The organism is Xanthomonas albilineans, assembly GCF_009931595.1.
Classification (GTDB): Bacteria; Pseudomonadota; Gammaproteobacteria; order Xanthomonadales; family Xanthomonadaceae; genus Xanthomonas_A; species Xanthomonas_A albilineans.
Genome location: NZ_CP046570.1, coordinates 1,716,234 through 1,735,778, shown reverse-complemented (window position 1 = coordinate 1,735,778; position 19,545 = coordinate 1,716,234). Strand labels below are relative to the sequence as shown.

The 19,545-nt window shown below is 62.1% G+C and carries 5 protein-coding genes and 1 pseudogene; 1 reads left to right on the top strand and 5 read right to left on the bottom strand.

Translation table 11 applies throughout. From position 1 onward, the window contains the following. Window positions 1–43 precede the first annotated feature (43 nt). Window positions 44–463 carry a hypothetical protein gene (locus XaFJ1_RS16125; protein ID WP_045756852.1) on the top strand — a complete coding sequence of 140 codons (420 nt, stop codon included), beginning with the start codon at window positions 44–46 and terminating at the stop codon, window positions 461–463. 86 nt (window positions 464–549) lie between these two features. Here XaFJ1_RS16125 and XaFJ1_RS16495 read toward each other — a convergent pair. The 5 genes and pseudogenes from XaFJ1_RS16495 to XaFJ1_RS07295 form a co-directional block, all read right to left on the bottom strand. Further along, a pseudogene (locus tag XaFJ1_RS16495) lies at window positions 550–834 on the bottom strand (DNA-binding protein); the annotation flags it as partial. Window positions 835–899: 65 nt separating this feature from the next. Further along, window positions 900–3,632, bottom strand: a complete 2,733-nt coding sequence (locus tag XaFJ1_RS07310) for an amino acid adenylation domain-containing protein (RefSeq protein WP_268988888.1) — start codon at window positions 3,630–3,632, stop codon at window positions 900–902. A gap of 89 nt (window positions 3,633–3,721) precedes the next feature. Then, complete coding sequence (locus XaFJ1_RS07305; RefSeq protein WP_238988324.1) at window positions 3,722–4,144, bottom strand: hotdog fold thioesterase; 423 nt, start codon at window positions 4,142–4,144, stop codon at window positions 3,722–3,724. 80 nt (window positions 4,145–4,224) lie between these two features. Further along, window positions 4,225–5,256 (bottom strand): class I SAM-dependent methyltransferase, encoded by a 1,032-nt coding sequence (locus XaFJ1_RS07300; RefSeq protein WP_012916036.1) that lies wholly within the window; start codon window positions 5,254–5,256, stop codon window positions 4,225–4,227. Window positions 5,257–5,301: 45 nt separating this feature from the next. Then, window positions 5,302–19,476, bottom strand: a complete 14,175-nt coding sequence (locus XaFJ1_RS07295) for a non-ribosomal peptide synthetase (protein ID WP_203417802.1) — start codon at window positions 19,474–19,476, stop codon at window positions 5,302–5,304. Window positions 19,477–19,545 lie beyond the last annotated feature (69 nt).

Below are 19,545 nucleotides of genomic sequence, written 5' to 3'. Positions count from 1 at the left end.
CGATCCTGCCAATTTCGCATAATGTATCTTATGTCATAGGCGGATGCGGCGGCTGCTCTATGTCGGCGACCCCTTGTTGTTGGGCTTACGCACGTTCGATTGTCTCGATCTGTTTGCGCTCGAGCGTAGCAGCCTCTTTCCGAAGCGTTGCCAGTTCAAGCTGAGCCGCTCTCGTTTCCTGCCGAGCGCGATCGACTTCCGCATGGGCCCGGTCTTCCGTGGCTTGCACGTGACGGATCAAATTTTCACGTTCGGTCCTCGCTGTTTCCTGGAGTTGTTACCACTGCCTCCGGAGCACCTCCCGTGCCTCCTCAGCCTCGGTGATGCGCTTCACCGCCGTGTCACGCTGCCGCTCCATCTCATTAATCTGGCGTTGGAGTTGCTCGACCAGGCGCTCCAGCTCAATAGCTCGGGTCGTCGCGAGCTGTTCCGTTTGGTGGGCAGCTTCGGTCTCACCCCGTAGCTGAGCGAGCTCGGCCTGCAGCCATGGCGGTCGCCCTCCAAGCTGCTGCGTGCATCTTGGAGGGCTGTGCGCTCAGCAGCGATGGCCTCACCGGCATGGCTTCGCGCATGATCCAAAGCTAGCGTCCACCACTGCCCTACCAGTGCGGAGACTGCTTCAGGCACGTTGGCGATTCGATCTCCCAAGCCTTGCCACCATGTATCCAGCCAGCGCACCACGGTGTTCGGAGACCCAGTGCCTAGGTGGGCACGGATGCGCTCCACAGTCGGGCGTTCGCCGGCGGCACAAGTGCGTCGGCAGCGCCGTGAATGCCTCCTGTGTCGGCGCCCTGCCCTATGATTAGCGTACTCACGATAAGTGATGACAATCATATTGAATGGCGTGCGAATCCCAACGCCGCACCATGCAGAGGACAGCGCTGAGGTCCTTGCCCTTTCTATGCGACCAGATGCTCCGACAGACCTTCGATGGTCGGATTAACCGAGAATGCCTGGATGCTGACCATCTTCTGGTAGCGCTCGGCTATGCTGTAGAGCAACATCAGCGCGCTCAGCGAGTGGCCGCCCAGCTCGAAAAAGTTGTCCCTGACGCCGACCTTGTCGACCATCAGCACCTCTTTCCAGATTTGCACCAGTTCCTGCTCTAGCGCACTGCTCGGCTCGGTATGCGCCTCGCTGGCGTTCTTCTTCAACTCCGGCCTCGGCAATGCTCTGCGGTTCACCTTGCCATTCGGCGTCAACGGCATTCGGTCCAGCCGCACGAAATACGAAGGCAGCATGTACTCGGGCAAGATCGCAGCAGCAAAATTGCGCAACGCCACCGGATCCAGTTCCTCCGCCGCCACGTAGTAGGCGATCAGCTGCGCATCGCCCGCCTGGGTATCGATCAGGCTTGAGTCATAGCCGATCTGCTTGAGCAGGCCCAGTACCTTGGCCTCGTCTATATCGTCGGTGTCCTCCAGCTCGCGCATCGCGTCTTCCCTTGGGATATGGCCTACCCGCACGTCCCAACTGTAGGGCAACGAATAGTTGTGATAGCCACGTTGCTTCTTATGCATGTAGATGCCCACATCGTTGAGCAGGCAGTTAGTCGAGCGGCCGGTGTCAGCCGGACGGCTCCAGCCTACGCGCTCGGCGATATAGCGATACATGTCCTTGCGGCTGACACTGCAGTAGCGGTAGAAGTCGATGAAACGCGTACTTTCGAGCAAGCGATCGTTGCGCACGCAAGAGGTGTCCAGCAGGCGGGCCGCCGCGTCGTCGATGCGATGGTAGATCTTGCGCGCCTCCATCAGGTTCTTCTCAAATACCTGGTTGTCGAAGGTGCTGGCGCGAAACAGCTCCGACAGGCGCGTCTCGAACAGCTGTCCTTTGGACAGGCCCATTACAATGTCGCTTACGCCCACTTCGTGCGCCAGGTTGATACCCAGCGTATAGATGGTCTTGAAGCAGCCGTTGCAGACGTTGCTGTGGCGATTCAGGCTGTCCACGAAGATGGCGTTCATGTGTGGAGTACCCAGATAGCGATGGTCCACCCCCAGCTCGCGCACGACGCGGTCGACGTTTGCCTTGGCCTCGTCGGAGATGTAGCCATTGTCCAGGGTGTACGCCAACACGCGCAGGCCCATGTCCACTACGCGGCATAGCGCATAGGTGCTGTCCTTGCCGCCGCTGAAAGCCACCAGGCAGTCGTAGCGGGGCCTGTTGTGCGCCTTGACCTGCTCGAAGATAGTACGTAGCTCATCTTCGGTCCGGAAATAATCCTCGACCACGTTCCGGTATTTATCGTAGGCGTGGCAATGGTTGCAGACACCGTGCTCGTCGAAGCTGGTATTGGGGAAATTTGAAGCGATACCGCAACGCGCGCAATAGCGCAAGCTCTTGCTGTCATAGTCGCGGCGCGGCGCCACGGTGGTATTCACGATGCATTCGCGCAAGGCTGCGTGGCCAAGCAGCACGTTCTCTATCTCGCCCAGTTCGATGCGGTAGCCGCGCAGCTTGATCTGCGAATCCTTGCGGCCAAGGAATTCAAGCTTACCGTCGGCACGCATGCGTCCTAGGTCGCCACTGGCGTAAAGCCGGCCGCCGCCTTCGAAGGGATTGTCAATGAATTGCGCATCGGTGATCTCCGGCTTGTTCACATAGCCGATGGCCACGCCCGCGCCACCGATGTGGATCTGGCCGACCTCGCCCGGTGCGACCGGCTGCAGACGCTCATCGAGCAGGTGAAGGCTGGTGTGATCGATCGGCACACCGATCGGCACCGAGCCTTCGCGTTCGGTCGCCGGATCGTAACGATGGATCGCGCACCCCACTACGGTTTCGGTAGGACCGTATTCGTTGTAGATCGCCACATCGCGGCGGAACCGCTGATGGATGTCGTACGCCAACGCCGCTTTCAGGTCCTCGCCACCCACGATCAGCGTCTTCAGCCGCGACGTCGCCAGTGCCGCGTTGCGCAGCATCAGCATGTGCGAGGGTGTCAGCTTGATCACGTCTACTTGGTTGTCGTCCAGCACGCGGTTGATTACCGGCACGTCGTCGCCCTGCTCCGGGTACACATGCACACACAGGCCAGCCACCAGGGGCACGTAGATCGAGGTGACGGTCAGATCGAACGACAGCGAGGAGTAAAAGGCGAAACTCGTCGTGTCAGCCGTAACGTATTGCCGCTTAGCCCAGGCCACGTAGTTAGCCAACCCGCTGTGCCGTACCAGCACGCCCTTGGGGCTACCTGTGGAGCCGGAGGTATAGATGCAATAAACCGGCTGCGCCGGATCGCAAGGCAGGTCCAGATTCGCCTCCTCGCCGTCCAGAGTGCCGCAGACATCGACGGCAGTCATCGCGCTCAGCTCAAGTTCGCCCAGGCGGCCTTGCCCTTCCTCATCGACCAGTACGAGCCGGGCTTGGCTGTCCTGCAAGATGTATTGGACACGTCGGATCGGAAGGCTCAGGTCGATCGGTACATAAGCTGCCCCGGCCTTCATGACCGCCAGCAAAGCGGCCAAGCATTCGGGGCTGCGATTCATCCACACCGCGACCCGGGCACCAGGCCCAACGCCCTGTGACTGCAACAGCCGTGCAAGCCGATTGGCGCGGGTGTTGAGCTGGCCATAACTCATTCGACGCTCGCCTAAGAAGGCAGCAGGCGCATCCGGTGTCGAACTCACCTGCGCTTCGAACCACTGGTGAACGAAGGCTGGCGTTGTACTCGCCTTCGCTGAACTGAGGGTAGCCTTGGTTACAGTTGCAGTTTCGTTCACGTCTGGACTCCGCTGCTGGCTGGATTCGGGGATACGCGCGCGACGTGCACCGATAATACCGCCATGGTCAGACGCGACACGCAGATCGTGCGGTCACCTTCGTCATAGATGCGCATCTGCCATACCTGGGTCAAGGCCCCTATGTGCAGCGGCCGCGCGATGCACTGTACTTGGCCACTGGAGATGCTCGCGATGTGGTTGGCATTGATGTCTAGGCCAACGCAACGTTGGCCGGCCGGCACGCACATGGAGGCCGCCATGCTGCCGGTAGCCTCGGCCAGGGTGACCGATGCGCCGCCATGCAATACCCCATAGGGCTGGTGGCAACGCCAGTCCACCGACATGCAGGAGACCAGATAGTCCGAGCCGATCTCGATCATGCGGATACCGAGCAGGGCCTGCATCGTGTTGGCCGACATGGCGTTGAGGGCATCCAGGTCCAGCTCGGTGCACCAGATGCGCTCGGTTTTCGCCACAGGGGATGTCGCCGATTCGATCATTATGGGGCCCTCTTGCGGGAAACCACCACTTTCAGCAAGGCCGGCGGTATCGATTTTAGTTCCACGTGGCCGAAGCCGGCATGCCGAAACATCCTTTCCAGGTCGCTATAGGTGTAGGACTCGCCCGCCGGGGTGGTGCCCAGCATCATCATGCTGAAGGTAGCGGCCAGCGGCGGTGAGGAACGCTCTTCGTCGGCGATGAATTCGAAAGTGATCACCATGCCGTCGTCGTTCAGCGCATCGCGCGTCTTAGCCAAGATGCGCTCGCCATCGACCTCATCGAAATGGTGCAGGAAGTTGGTCAACAAGATCACGTCGTAGCCGCTGCCGTAATCCAGGTCGAATGCGTTGCCGGGCAGGAAACGCGCTCGCTCGGCCACTTTGGCCGCCTGGGCGTTTTCGCGTGCTACGTCTAGCACGTTGTCCCAGTCCAGGAAGCTCACTTCAGCCTGGCGGAAGCGCTGCGCGAAGGCGATGCCGAACAGGCCGTGGCCGGCTGCCACGTCCAGCACACGAATCGGCCGATCAGCGGGCAACGACACCATATTGGCGATCAACGCCGAGGGCAGCGCCATCATCGGTGCCATCGCGCGTGCAAATTCCACCCACTGCGGGTGATCCGGTGCCACCACGCCGTCCTGTGCCAGGTTGATCTTGCCGGTCCTGACTACGGCGGTCAGATCGGTGAAGGCGCTCATGATGTAGGGCGAGAGCAGGAACTTGATGCTGCCGCCCAGGTAGCCGGGCGAACTACGATCCAGGTACATGGCCATGTTGCGATCTATGTAGAACAGGCCACCGTTGCGGCGTAGAAAACCGATCGATACTAGGTAATAGCAAAGGATGCGAATGCCGCGCGGCGACGCCTGGCAGGCCTCGGCGATGGCTGCGGGAGTTCGGCCCTGCTGCCCCACCACATCGAATAGCCCCAGTTCGATCGCCGCCTTGACTGCGGCAGTGCGATAGTAGGCGTTAACCGTGGTGTAAAAGAGATCGAAGGTAAATGCAGATGTAGGTAACGCTGAATCCATGATTGCCCTCGCTATCGATGAACGGGTGACGGCGGCCGGCTTTTGCTAGTCGGCAACATCCAAGGGGCACGTGGCGCTTTCATGAGCCGCCAACATCTGCTCCAAGACGAGTTGGTGATGGTGGATCAGGCGGCGAATAGTCGCTTCTGAGAACAGCTCCGCCGCGTATTCCACTGTGACCGAAAGCCCCGTACCGCCGCCGAAGAACTGCAGGTCCATTTCATTGGGGGTGGCACGCAGATCGCGCTGGATCACTTCGGTACGGATGCCATCGCTCCAGTCGCCGATCGTGTCCGGGAAGTTCTGATGACGCATCACCACCGGAACTAGCGGAATCCGGCTGGTGTCACGTTGCTTGTGCAGGGCGTTGAGCAGGTGCTCGAACGGTAGCGCCTGGTTCTCAAACGCGCTCATCGCCACCAACCGTGTTCGCCGCATGATTTCGGCAACGTCCGGATCGCCGTCCAAGCGCAAGCGCAAAGGCAAGATGTTGATGAAGAAACCGATCAGGTTCTCCAGCTCCAGGTGCGTGCGCCCTGCCGTGGTGGTACCGATGCACAAGTCGTCCCGGCCGGTGTATTTGTTCAACACGACCGCGAAGCTGGCCAACAGCCCGATGAACAAGGTCGACTGATGCGCCTGTACGAAGCCGGCAAAGCGCTGTACCAGTTCAGCCGGATAGGTGTGTGTGTAGACCGCTGCGTGCCAGGTGCGATTGCGCGGACGCGGATAGTCGTAGGGCAGCTCCAGGCCGTCGTCGTAGTCGTGCAACATAGCCTGCCAATAGGCCAGTTGCGCGTCCAGGTTCTGGGCGCGTTGCCAGATCGCATAGTCGGCATATTGGATCGGTAATTCCGGCAGATCTCCGCCGGCAAGTCCGAGGTGGCGGTGATACAACACGCGTAGATCGCGGTTCATCACGGTGAATTGCGACCAAGCGTCGTAGATAAGGTGATGCATGCCGATTAGCAGCACATGTTCTTGCTCATCCAGTTGCAAAAGGCATGCAATGAACAGCGGGCCGTTGGCTAAGTCGTAGATATGACTTGCCAGTTCATCCATCAGCGACGCGATCTCAGTATCCTCGACTACCTGTACTGAGAGCTGGAAATCGCTGTGCTCGTCGATGACCTGCACCGGCTCGCTAGCACCGGTCGGCAACACGAAGCGGGTACGCAAGATTTCGTGGCGCAGCACTAACGCACGCAGCGCTGCACGCATCGCTTCCACCGACAAAGGACCACGCAATCGCAAGGCGAGCGTGCCGTTGTAACTGGTGCGTTGCTCAGGCATGTGTTGATGCACGAACCACAGGCGTTCCTGGAATAGCGACAATGGAATCGTCCGGTTTCGCGCTACCCTGGCGATGCTGGCCACGCCGCCTTCACTAGGCAACACTAGCTGCCTGACCAGGCCCTCGATCGTGGGGGCTTCGAAGATCCGGCTCAGCGGCAGATCGACGTGAAAACTTTGGCGGATGCGCGAGATCAGTTGCGATGCAGACAGCGAGTGCCCACCCAAGGCGAAGAAGTTGTCGTGGATGCCCACCTGCTCCACCCGCAGCACCTCGGCAAACAATGCCGCCAGCCGTTGCTCGGCCTCGTTGCGTGGCGCGACGTACTCCTGCGCGTGTACCACCTGCGGCGCCGGCAGCGCCAACCGGTCCAACTTGCCGTTGGACAGCCGCGGCAACTGCTCCAGCCACTGGTACACGGTCGGCAGCATGTAGGTCGGCAACTGCGCCGACAGCTGTTGTTTCAACTCGCTCACGCTCGGTGCCTGCCCTTCACGCGCCACCACATAGGCCACCAACTGCATGTCCCCGTCCACCCGGTGACCGCTCACCACCGCCTCGGCCACCGCGGGCTGCGCCCGCAAGGCCGCCTCCACCTGCCGCGTATCCACCCGGTGGCCGCGCACCTTGACCTCGAAGTCCTGTCGGCCCAGGTATTCCAGCGTCCCGTCCGCCAGCCGGCGTACCATGTCACCGGTCTTGTACAGCCGTGTGCCCGGCTCCTCGCTATACGGGTGCGCGATGAAGCGCGAGGCCGTCAGCCCCGGCCGGTTCCAGTAGCCGCGCGCCATCCCCACGCTGTGTACGTGCAGCTCGCCCATCACCCCGATCGGCACCTGCCGCAGCCGCCGGTCCAGCACGTATACCTCGGTGTTGGCGATCGGTGCGCCGATCGGCACAAACGTTCCTGGCGCCACCGTATCCGACCGCTGGTAGGTCGCGTCATTCAGTTCCGTGCAGCCGTAGTTGTTCCATAGCTGCACCTGTGGCAGACGCGCCCGCACCGTTTCGCGCACCGCAGACGGCAACGCTTCCCCCGCCGTCACCACGTGACGCAGCGAGTGCAGTAGCCCGTCGCGTCCTTGCGTCGCGTCCAGCAGCGCCTGCAAGTGCGACGGCACTAGGTACAGCCGCGTCACCTGCCATTGCTCGATCGCCCGCGCCAACGCCAGGCTGTCCTTCACCTGCTCGTCCGGCAGCATCACCTGTCCCACCCCCGCCAGCAGCCCGCTTAGCAACTCCTTTACCGACACCGCAAAGGCGATCGAGGTCTTCTGCAGCACCCGCTCCCCGGCCTCGAACGGAGAGCGCTGCCAGCCTGCATGCAGCCAGTTGTGCAGCTGCGCATACGGCACCATCACGCCCTTGGGCCGGCCGGTCGAGCCGGAGGTCACCATCACGCACGCCAGGTCGCCCGGATGCTCCCTCAGCCCCAGCGGCGTCGGGGCTTGCTCGCGCCAACGCGGATTGTGGAACTGCCCTTGCTCGTCCAGCGCCAGCTCGTCTTGCTCCAGCACGATCGACACCTGCACCTCGGCCAGGATCTGCTCGCGGTAGGCCGCCGGGTAGGCCGGATCGATCGGCACATAGCACGCACCGGCCTTAAAGATCGCCAGCAAGGCCATCAGCAGTTCCGGCGTGCGCGCACTCTGTACCGCCACCCGCACGTCCCGGCCCGCGCCCTGCCCACGCAGCGCCTGTGCCAGCTGGTTGGCGCGCGCCTCCAACTGCGCATAGCTCCACGACTGCCCATCGCTCACGCATGCTATGGCCTGCGGCGTCGCATGCGCCTGCCGTTCGAACTGCTCCGCCAGACTGGGCCACTCCCGTGGCGTACCTGTCGCATTTAGCGCGGCAAACAGCCGGCGCTCTTCGGCCGTCAGCATGTCCCACTTGCCCACCCGCAGCCGTGGCCGGCTCACCATCGCCTCCAGCGCCTGCTGGTGGTGTGCGATCATCCGCCGCACCGTCGCTTCGTCGAAGAGGTCCTGCGCGTATTCCAGCGTCAGCTCCAGCGAGCTGCCGTCGCCGTAGAACTGCCAATCCAGCTCGCTCGGCGTGCTACGGTCCAGCCCCAGCTCCATCTGCGTCAGCCGCACTCCCTCGGGCCAATCGCCAATCTCCTGCGTCGGGAAGTTCTGGTGTCGCAGCATCACCGGCACCAGCGGGATCTGGCTACTGTCGCGCTGACGCCGCAGCGCCTGCAACACGTGCTCGAACGGCACCGACTGGTGCGCGAAGCCATCCAGTACCACTTGACGCGTGCGCAGCAGCACCTCCTCCAGGCACGGATCCCCCGACAGGTCCACCCGCAGCGGCAGAATATTGATGAAAAAGCCGATCAGCTCTTCCAGCTCCAGCTGGTCGCGGCCGGAGACCGTCGCGCCGATGCACACGTCCTTGCGATCGGCGTAACGGCCCAGCACCAGCGCCAGGCCCGCCAGCAGGCTCATGAACAGCGTCGCTTGGTACTGTTGGCTGTAGGCCGCCAACTGCTGGGCCAGTTGCGGCGGATAGCGGTGTTTGACCAGCCCCGCCCGCCACGCCCGCGTGGCGCCGCGCGGCCGGTCGTAGGGCAGGTCCAGGCCATCGTCGTAGCCTTCCAGTGCCCGCGTCCAGTACGACAGCGGAGCCGCCAGCTCCCATTGCCGTTGCCACAGCGCGTAGTCGGCATACTGCACCGCCAGCGTCGGCAGTGTGGGGGTCGTGCCGCGCAAACACGCCTCGTACAGCTGGTGCAGGTCACGGTTGAACACTCCCAACGACCAGCCGTCGGAAATGATGTGGTGGATGCTGCTCAACACCACATGGTGATCGGCCGCCACGCGCAGGATGCGTGCCTTGAACAAGGGCCCCTGCCGCAGATCGAAAGTCTCCCGCGTGCTCGCGGCCAGCAGCAGGTCGACCTCCTCGGCCGACACCTCGCGTACCGGCACCTCCAGCGTCAACGAGGCAGCGATCACCTGTTGCAGCTGCCCGTCCTGCGAAAGAAAGCGTGTGCGCAGCACTTCGTGCCGCGCCACCAGCGCGTTCAATGCGGCACGCATCGCTTCAGTACGGAAGTCGACACCTCTGAAGTGCATGGCAAAGGTGATGTTGTAACTACTGCGTTGCTCGCTCATATGTTCGTGGACGAGCCATAGGCGCTCCTGTGCATAAGTCGCAGGAATCGCGCCCGCGCGCCCGGCAGGCAACAACGCCGGCATGCGCTTGGCGACTCCGTTCACCCGCAATTGTTCGATCTGCCGCGCCATGTCCGACAACAGCGCCGATTCGAACAAAGCGCTGACCGGATACTCCACCCCGAAGCTTTTGCGGATGCGCGAGACCAATTGGATCGCCAGCACCGAATGGCCGCCGACGGCAAAGAAATCCATCTGGGCCGTGACCGGTTTGCCCAACAACACTTGGCACAAGGCGCACAACCGGGCTTGCACCGTAGCGCCGGCCGGATCCGGCATGGCACCAACCGCAACCGTTTCCCGAGTAGCTGGCGCGGTGGCGTGCAAGCCGCGCTCGCCCGGCACCGGCGTTTGCCAATAACGCCGGTGCTCGAACGGATAAGTGGGCAGGCTGATCCGCCGCGGCCGTCCGTCCGCATACAGCTTGCGCCAATAGAGTTCGTTCCAGTCGATCGGTTGGCCCTTGGTCCAGTACTCCAGCAAACGACCGTACTGGCCCTTTTCGATCCAGGCATCCATCAGCGTGAGCAGATCTTCCTCGGCCACGATCGGAGCGCCTGCCGGTTTGCCGGGCGTGTCCTCGCTCAGATAGATGTCGGCCCGAATCGCATGGCCCAGGTAAGCCTGTAATTTCTCGCTCAACTCGGCAGCCGAGCCAGCGGTAAAAGCCAGGCGTTGCTCCATCGCGACGCGGCCCAAGTGCAGCGTATAAGCAACGTCGGCCAGCATGACGTCATCCACCTGCCGCGCTTGCATCCAGGCGAGCAGATCGCGAGCACGCTGTTGCAAGGCAGGCAGCGTTCGCGCCGAAAGCACGATCAAGGCTGGAGAGCTGGCGCTGATCGAGACCCCGGGAGCCATAGCCGGAGCTTCCTCTACCACTAGGTGCGCATTCGATCCGCCAGCACCGAAGGCAGATAACCCGGCGCGCCGCGGCTGGGCGCCACGGCGCGGCCACGGTGCCGGCTGCTGTTGTACCTGGAAGCGACCGAACTCAATATAGGGATTCAAGGGAAACGCATTCAGACTAGGCGCCAACTCGCCATGCCTGAACTGCAATACCAGCTTGGCCAGGCCGGCGATGCCCGCGGCGCTTTCGGCATGGCCGATGTTCGCCTTCAGCGAGCCGATCAGGCAGGGTGCCGCGTGCTTGTCGAACACTTTATTCAAAGCACCCAACTCCACTGCATCGCCTAGTACGGTGCCGGTGCCATGCGCCTCGATGTAGCTGATCGAATCGGGCGCCACGCCCGCGCGCTGCAAGGCCTGCCGCACGACTTCGGCCTGGGCGGCAGGGTTAGGCGAGGAGAACGCGCTGGTTTGCCCACCGGCATTGATCATGCTGCCCTTGATTACGGCATGGATCACATCGCCATCGGCCCTCGCTTGCTTGAGCGGCTTGAGCAGCACCACGCCGCAGGCTTCGCCGGCCACGAAACCGTCCGCGGCCTCGCCGAACGGCCGACAGCTGGCGCCGGCGGAGAGCATCGCGGCGCCAGCCAAATTAAGATATTGCTGCGGATCGACCAGCAGATTCACGCCACCGGCCAGTGCGACCTCGCAACTGCCGCTGCGCAGGCTTTCCAGCGCCAGGTGGATCGCGGTGAGCGAAGCCGAACAGGCAGTATCCACCGCCAGGCTTGGCCCGCGAAAATCGAACTGGTACGACACGCGGTTGGCGATTTGCCAGAAGCGCGCTCCGCCGCTGTAGTACCCATTCATCACACCTACGAATACACCTACGCGTTGGCTCTTGCTGAGCGAGCCAGGCGTGTAGCCGGCATCTTCGATCCCGGCATAGGCCTGCTCTAGAAATATCCGCGCTTGCGGATCCGATTCCAGCGCGACGCTGTCGGGCCATTCAAAGAAGGCTGCATCGAAGCCGTCTATGTCCCTCAGAAACGCACCCCAGCGGCTATACGTCTTGCCCGGTGCCTGGCGTTCACTGTCGAAGTAGTGCTGGTGATCCCAGCGCTCGCCTGGCACCTCTCCCATACTGCTTTGGCCGTTGCGCAGGTTGTTCCAGAACTCCTCCAACGTGTCCGCGCCTGGAAAGCGGCCGGCCAGTCCGATGATGGCAGCGGCGTCTTCGTCGGCTACCGGCGGTTCCGCTGTTGGCTCTGCCGGTACGGCGGGCTCCGTTGCCTGCCATTGGGCAACCAGCCGGTCGATCGATAAGGTTTCCATCAGCTGTGACGCGTCCAAGCTCGGATAGCGCTCACGCAAGGCGTTGGCTAATTCGATGATGACGATGGAGTCGACACCATAGCTCTCCAGCGTCTTGCTCGTGTCGATCTGCGTAATGTCCAGCTTCAGCGTACGCGCCAGCAGTTGTTTCAGCTGCTGCAGCATGTCTTGTTGCGGCGGAGCTGTGAGGGTAGCAAGGAGAGGAGCCTGCTCAAGAGAGCCCAGCAAGGTATCGATGGATTGCGTTTCAAACAGTTCGCTGACTTCAAAACCCGGGAATGTCTCGCGCAGTGCCATAGCCAGTTCGATCGCTACGATCGAATCGACACCGTAGTACTCCAGTGGGTGGCTGGTATCCAGTGTGACCGGATCCATTTTCAGAATGCGTCCAAGCAGTTTTTTGACCAGATCCAGCGGCGATTCCCCGGCTTCCGCCGGCTGCGACGGAACGGTTACCTTTTCATGCCGTGCAACCTCGATCGTACTGGCTTGCCGCACTATCCCATCGCTGTAGGCACAGATGATGACCTGCCCGGCATCGGATTGCGCCCTGTGCACGCTCACCCCCGCAAAACCCTCAGCCTCCAGCAGGCTGCGCCAGGTGGCGCAAGCCAGCAACGGCGAGCCGGCAAGGCGCAAGATCCTGTCCTGGGGCAACCACCAGCTCTCCAGCAGGCCGAAAGTCAGGTGCAGGACGAGGCTGCGCTCGATCACTTCGTTGAGCAAGAGCAGACCGCCAGGTTTGAGGAGTGCCTTCGCATTGCGCAAGGTCTTGGCGATATCGCGCGTAGCATGCAGTACGTTGGCGGCAATCACCACGTCGTAGCCGCCAGATTCCAGGGCCTGCGCCGTCGGCGCGCGCTCTACGTCGAAATAGGCGGTCCTCAAATAAGGCGCTCGTGGCTGATAGTGTTTTTCCGCATGATGCAGGAAGACAGGCGACAGGTCGGTATAGAGATATTCCTCGATATGCTCACCATATGCCTGCAACTGTTGTAGCACGCTTGCAGTAGTACCACCGCTGCCGGCGCCGATCTCGCACAGCTTCAGGCGCGCCGCAGGCGTCGACTCTAGTCGTCGTCTCAAGTAGGCAATCAGTCGCGTGACTAGCTGTGCGTTGAAGTAATCGGCAAGCGGGTTGTTCTGGTAGATACCCTCGACCCACGCCATCGAACCTTCCGGAAACAGCAATTCGGTGGCCTTGCGTTCGCCTCGAAGGACCGCCGGCAACGCCCGCATGCAGCGATCGAGCAGACGCAGCTGTGCCTCTTCACCGGCTTCGACGCTGGCTTCGTGCACATGCGCGTTCCAGGCACCCCTGGCATCATCGGGCGGCTTGTCGGCCAGCTCGAATCGGCTTTCCCCCGTGGCTCTGAGGTAACCATACACGCCGAGCATCCGCACGCTGTGTTCCAGCCAGCTTCGATAGGCGGGTACGATGTGCAGGCGTTGCGCAAGCGTAGCGATGTCGAAACTTGCCGGCGGAAAACCACCGAGTTGCTCGATCAACTCAAGCAGCCAGGCCGCCAGCAAAGTTTCCCGTTCGCGCCGGGCATCCAGATTCACCGACAACTCGACCACGGGATCAGGCTGCTCTCTGGGAGGCTCGGCCGGTGCGTGCACAGGGATTTGCACGCTCTCGTCCTCTACTACGCCCAGAGCGCGCATTGCGTTAGCATCGTCGATCTTGACGTAGGCAAGCCGTTGCAACGGCGCACACAACAACTGCGACAACACCTGCATCGCTTCGGCACCCTCAATCGAAGCCATGTGTTTTTGCGCCATGCGCCGGCGATAGTCCTCGCCCGCTACGACGCCTACCTTGCCCCAGTAGCCCCAGTTGATGGTCTTCACCCTCAGACCCCGGCGTGCCCATAGCTCGCCGAAAGCGTCGACATAGCAGCAGCCGGCTGCGTAGTTACCTTGCCCGGCCGCCTTGGTAGTGCTCTGGATGGAAGAAAAAAACAGCACGAAATCAAGGGGGGCCGCGCCGAACACCTGTGCCGCACACACGCTGACATCGAGTTTCGCGGCCAGCACGTCACGGAAATCGGCTTCCTCCATACGAGCCAGACTGGCATCCTTCAGCACGATGTTGCTTAGGATGAGCCCATGGGGCTGGCCATGCAGCGCAACGATCTCATCATGTGCCGCGTGCAGGGCAGCCGGGTCACTCGCGTCCGCGGAGATGTAATGCGGTGCGCGGCCCAGCGACGCAAGCCGGGTCTGCTTGCGCGCAATGCCTTCGTCCAGCACGCGCCGCCCGATCCAGATCAACTGCGCGTCGTACGTGCGGATCAAGTGTTCGCTCAATACTTCACCCAAGCCACCAGCGCCGCCGATCACGACGTAGACACCGCCTACGCGGTACGGCGGCGGTTCCAACGACGGCAGCGGCAGCACTTCACACAACTGCCGCCGATACCAACAAGTCCCACGGCCGATCAGGGCTTCGCCCTGCGCATGCCAAGGCAACGACCGCAATTGCTCCCATTGCGGCCAAGCTTGTACGCTCGGCAGGTCGAGCAGACGGATTTTCCAGTTGCAGTATTCCTTGGCCAGCGTCCCGATCAGCCCGTGCACTGCCGCGTGCGACGGCTGCCGCGTAAGGGCTTGGCGAGTCAGCACGGTGAGACCCAGCGGGCGATGGGCATAGCCCAACGCAAGCAACGCCTTGACCAACCGGAAACCGGCGATCGCCGCTGAACCTTGCGCTGCAATATCGGTTTCACTCTCGGCTATCGGCACGATCCAGACCAGATGATCGAACTTGCCGGTCTGGCCCAGTCGCATCGCGATCGCTTCGACGCTGTCCTCCAGCGACAAGGCCGGCTCGTCGAAACCGAAGTGACTACGCCATGCATCGTCTCCTACCGTAACGATGCGTTCGGCCGGATCGGGCCATGCCGGCGCCGTTTCGGTCAACGCTTGCCAGACCGGTGCCAAGACAAGCGCCCTGACGACGGAAACGGCTTTCGGTGCACGGCCGGTGTAATTGCCGAGGCTGACGCAGACCCTACCTTCGGAATCCAGGAGATCGATGTCCAGGGACTGTCTGGCTGCATGGCCGTGACGCAGCAGCACCCAGGCCTCGGGAGGAATCGGCGCATGCACCGTCATCCGCTCCAGCGTGTATGGCATGGCGATGTGCTCGACATCACGCTGCAAGCCAAGGCTGCACTGCAAAGCACCATCAAGCAGGCTAAGAGGCAGCACATGGCTGTCTTTAGCGCTTGATGGTGGCAGGCGCAGGACACCCAATGCGATCGGCTCGCCCTCGACACTGCGTCCGCAGCCGATCGATTGCACGGATTTGAGCCGGTCGCCGAGCTGCAATCCGCAGGCGGTGAAGTGCGCATAACAATCTTCGCCGGACAACACGCGCTCGGCACAAAGCTTTTGCAGCTGGGCTAAATCCAGGCGCGGTGTCGCCGTATAGACCCGGCGACGTACGTGCCCCTGGCTAAAGACCTGTCGGCGGTGAGCATCGTGAAGTTGGAAATCGAACTCATCTTGATCGCTCTTCGACAGTTCGATTTCGACCTCCAGCTCAGTCTCCTCCATCATGAGGGGACGCAAAAAGGCGACCTGCGCCAGTTCGATACACCCCTCATCCTGCGGCATGGCCCGCTGCGCCGCGGCGCGCACCAATTCCAGTTGCACGGCTGCCGGTAGTACCTGTCGACCATCCACGCAATGATCAACAAGAAAGCTTGCGTAGCCGGACCTAAGCAAGGCGTAGCGATGTAGTTTGGCATTGGCATGCAACAGCTGCAGCATCGGATGAGCGTCCGCAGCGGCATGCATAGCCTGGTCGGGCAGCCAATAGCGCTCCCTAGCGAAGGGGTAGACAGGCAGGCTAACGCGCTGCGGTCGCTGTATGCCGTACAGCGCCGACCAATCGACGCGCACGCCCTGAGTCCAGGCTCGCAGCAAATCGGCAAGACCTTCGCGCGTCTGCCGCCCATGTTCGGGAGCCATTGCGGCAGCATCCACGACGCCGTGATGGACCTCGGCATCCATCACGCCCGCCAGACGACCCTCAAGCCTCGCCAATGCCTGCTCGGCGTCCGTCGCGCTAAAAGCCAACCTGTGCGACAGGGCTGCGCGTCCTACCTGTAAGGTGTAGGCGACATCGATCATTTGCGCGGGTGTCGGCGATTGCTGCCTTAGCCAGGCTGACAAGGCCAGCACTTGTTGCCGCAAGACAGCTTCACTACCGGCTGACAACACGATGCCTACCGGGCCGCCGGCGGAGCTCGTCGAGGGGGACGTGGCAATGACATGCTCTTCCACGATCGCATGCGCATTGGCGCCGCCGAAGCCGAATGAGCTGATACCCGCGCGACGCGGCAAGAGTGTGCCGTGAATGCCGACCTGCGACGGCCATGCGCGATGCTGCGCCACCACTTCGAATGACGTACCTCGCAAATCGATCAGCGGATTGAGCGTGCTGAAATGGCGCGTGCCGGCCTGCTCGCCGTGCTTGAGCATCAGCAGCACCTTGATCAGGCCGGTCAGGCCTGCTGCGGCTTCTAGATGGCCCAGCGCGGACTTCACCGAACCGATGCCGCAGTTTGACGGGGCGGCCTGTGCCCCCAACGCAATGAAAGCTTCCTTCAGCGCCTGGATTTCGATCGGATCACCCAGGCTGGTACCAGTGCCGTGTAGTTCAACATAACCGACGCTGGCCGGCTCGACACCGGCTTCTTGGTAAGTCCGGATCAGCAGTTGCCGCTGCGCGTTGACGTTGGGAGCACGCAAGGAATTGGAACGGCCGCCATGGTTGACCGCCACGCCGCGGACTAGACCGTAGACCCTGTCACCATCGGCCAGCGCCTGCGCCAGTGGCTTCAATATCACCCCTGCGATCCCTTCCGAACGCACGAAGCCATCGGCGGCGGCGTCAAGCGTCTTACAGCGGCCATCGGGCGAAAGCATGCCCGCGCTTGCACTGGCTAACAGCACCTTGGGAGCCAGGATAAGGTTCACGCCGAGTACCAGGGCGACACTGCTTTCGCCTTGGCGCAGCGATTGAACCGCCCGATGCAGCGCCACCAGCGAGCTGGAGCAAGCGCTGTTGATTACTTCGCTGGGGCCGGTGAAATTGAACCAGCGCGAAGCCCGGTTCGGAATCATGGTCAAATGCGAACCCGAATCGATGTAAGCGCCACATTTGGCCATCAGTTGCGGCTGGCTCGCCAGCAGCTCGCCATAGTCGGACGTATGCGCCCCCACGAACAGGCCGACCGGCTGGCCGCCCCAGGACAGCGGATCGTGACCGGCTTGCTCGATCAGCTTCCACACCATCTCCAGCACTTTGCGCTGCTGCGGGTCCATGCATTCGGCCTCGCGACGCGAGATGCCGAAAAACGCAGCATCGAAAGCATCAACGTCGTCGAGGAAACCCGCATAGCGCGGCAGCTGTTCGCCCGCGAGGCCGGGATAGGCGCTCATCGCTGCCCATAAGTCCGGGCGCGTTGATTCGATCGGCCGGATCGCGTTGACGTCGCTCCGTAGGAACGACCACAATGCTTCAGTGTTCTCGCCCGCTCCGGGCACCTCACAGTGCATCGCCACAATGGCGATCGGTTCCTCTGAGCATGTTGTGCTTGCCACCGGCGCACGCGTCGGCGTGGGCGCCTGACGTCCGTGCGCCAGGACATATTCGGCGATTGCCCCGACCGTCTCAAGCTTGAATAGCAACGTGGGTTCGAAAGGCACGCCGTAGCACTCTTCGATGGCACCGGCAAGACGCACGCATTGGAGCGAATCCAGCGCCAGTTCGCACAGCGGCCATTGGGCATGCGGCGGCGCGACACCCAACACCGGCAAAAAGACCTTCCGACACAGGTCCGCCACGTGTTGCGCCTGCCGATCGTCCGCGGCGGCCGCTGGTACGTCCCGGTTCTTACCCTCATGCCATAACAACGGCAGCTGGCCGTTGACATAGGCTTCCTTGACTAGGCGCCGCTTCAGTTTGCCCGGATAGGTGCCGAACACGTGCCGGTGTTCGGCAAAGGCTAGCTCCGCCAAGGCGACTCCATGCTGGTCGGCTACCTGTTGCCGGATCTTGAGTGCCTGCGCGGCGCATGCTGCCGGCGTCCACGGGTGATTGACGGCGATCACCGCAGCTACGCGCTCCTCGTCCTGCCGCTCGATGCTGATCACCACCGGCATCAGCGCGCCAGGCGATGCGGTAGCGGCGATCGAGGCTTCGATATGTGCGGGGTAATGATTCTTACCGCGTATGATCAGCACCTCCTTTACCCGTCCGGTGACATACAGACAGCCATCGGCAATGAAACCCAGGTCGCCGGTACGAAAGTAACCGCTATCGTCGGTATGACGGATGCTGCAGTTGAACTGTCGCTGATCGGCGGGCTTCGCAAACAGGTAGCCACGGGCGATCGCAGGCGACTTTACCCATATTTCGCCGATCTCATCTGGTCTGCACAACGTCTCGCCTTCAGGACAGACGATACGCAACTCCACATCTTGGTCGACGGCGCCGCAATTGAGCACTGTCACACGCGCCTGGCTCGCCCCTGCCGCCACGCGCTTGCGTTTGTTCAAGGCGTCGGCATCTAGTTCCAAGACGCGCTGTTGGGGCGCCTCGTCCAAGGTACTCAGCGCACCGGTTTCAGACAAGCCGAAGTGCGGCATGAAAGTCTGCGTACGCGCACCGAGTCCGGCGAATTTCTCGAAGAAGCGCTGCATGGTCGAGGCGCGCACCGGCTCGCCGCCACACACGATATGCGTAAGCGTAGACAACGCAGACGGCGGAAGCTGCTCGACCATCACCCAGTCGCAGCAGTAGTCGAACGCGAAGTTCGGCGCGGCCATGTGCGTGGCGTCTCTAGCCGCAACCGTCTCCAGCCAGAAGCCGGGTCGTTTCATATAACTGTGCGGATGGATGAAACTGACCGTCGCGCCACTGAACCAGGGTGCCAGCAAGCCGAAATGCAGGCCGAAGTTGTGCGCGGGAGAAAGCCAGGTCACCACATGGCTATGCTCGTCCAAGCTCCACTGCCGGATGCCAGCCTGGATCTGATGATGCAGGTTGCGGTGGCTAAGCAGGATGCCCTTGGACTCACCCGAGGAACCAGAGGTAAACAACAGCAAGGCGGCGTCCGAAGGCGACGCCGGGCACAAGGAGGCGCTGGTCGATTCGCGCTTTAGATCGGCGAAGGTCGCTAGGAAGGTGCCCGCAGCATGCGCCATGCGCGCGAAGGCACTGCGATCGGCGACATCGTCAAGCAGAACCGCTACATTGCCATGCTCCATCAATTGTGCGTGGATCGTCTCCAGCCTGGCCTGTTCCCGCTCATTTGGCTGAGCAACATCCAGTGGAAACGGCACCGCCACCAGGTTGGCATGCAAACAGGCAAGCAGGGCTGCCGCGAACAAACCACCATGTGGCGCGGCAATGATCACGTAGGTACCCGGCATCGCCAGCGGTTGCAGTCCCGCCGACAACTGCACGATCAGTCGCGCAAGCTCGGCATCGTCGCAAAATTGTGGCGATGCGTGCTCCGGACGCGGAAACTCGATCATTGTCCGGGAGGCGGCCGCACTGGCGAGGCGGGTTAGCAGCGTTTGCTGTAACGGCGACATTGGCGATCT

What these genes read in the sequence shown, in the direction of transcription:
- XaFJ1_RS16125 (WP_045756852.1), top strand. Translation starts at nt 44, where the DNA reads ATGCGGCGGCTGCTCTATGTCGGCGACCCCTTGTTGTTGGGCTTACGC.
- XaFJ1_RS07305 (WP_238988324.1), bottom strand. Translation starts at nt 4,144, where the DNA reads ATGTCGGCCAACACGATGCAGGCCCTGCTCGGTATCCGCATGATCGAG.
- XaFJ1_RS07300 (WP_012916036.1), bottom strand. Translation starts at nt 5,256, where the DNA reads ATGGATTCAGCGTTACCTACATCTGCATTTACCTTCGATCTCTTTTAC.
- XaFJ1_RS07295 (WP_203417802.1), bottom strand. Translation starts at nt 19,476, where the DNA reads ATGATCGAGTTTCCGCGTCCGGAGCACGCATCGCCACAATTTTGCGAC.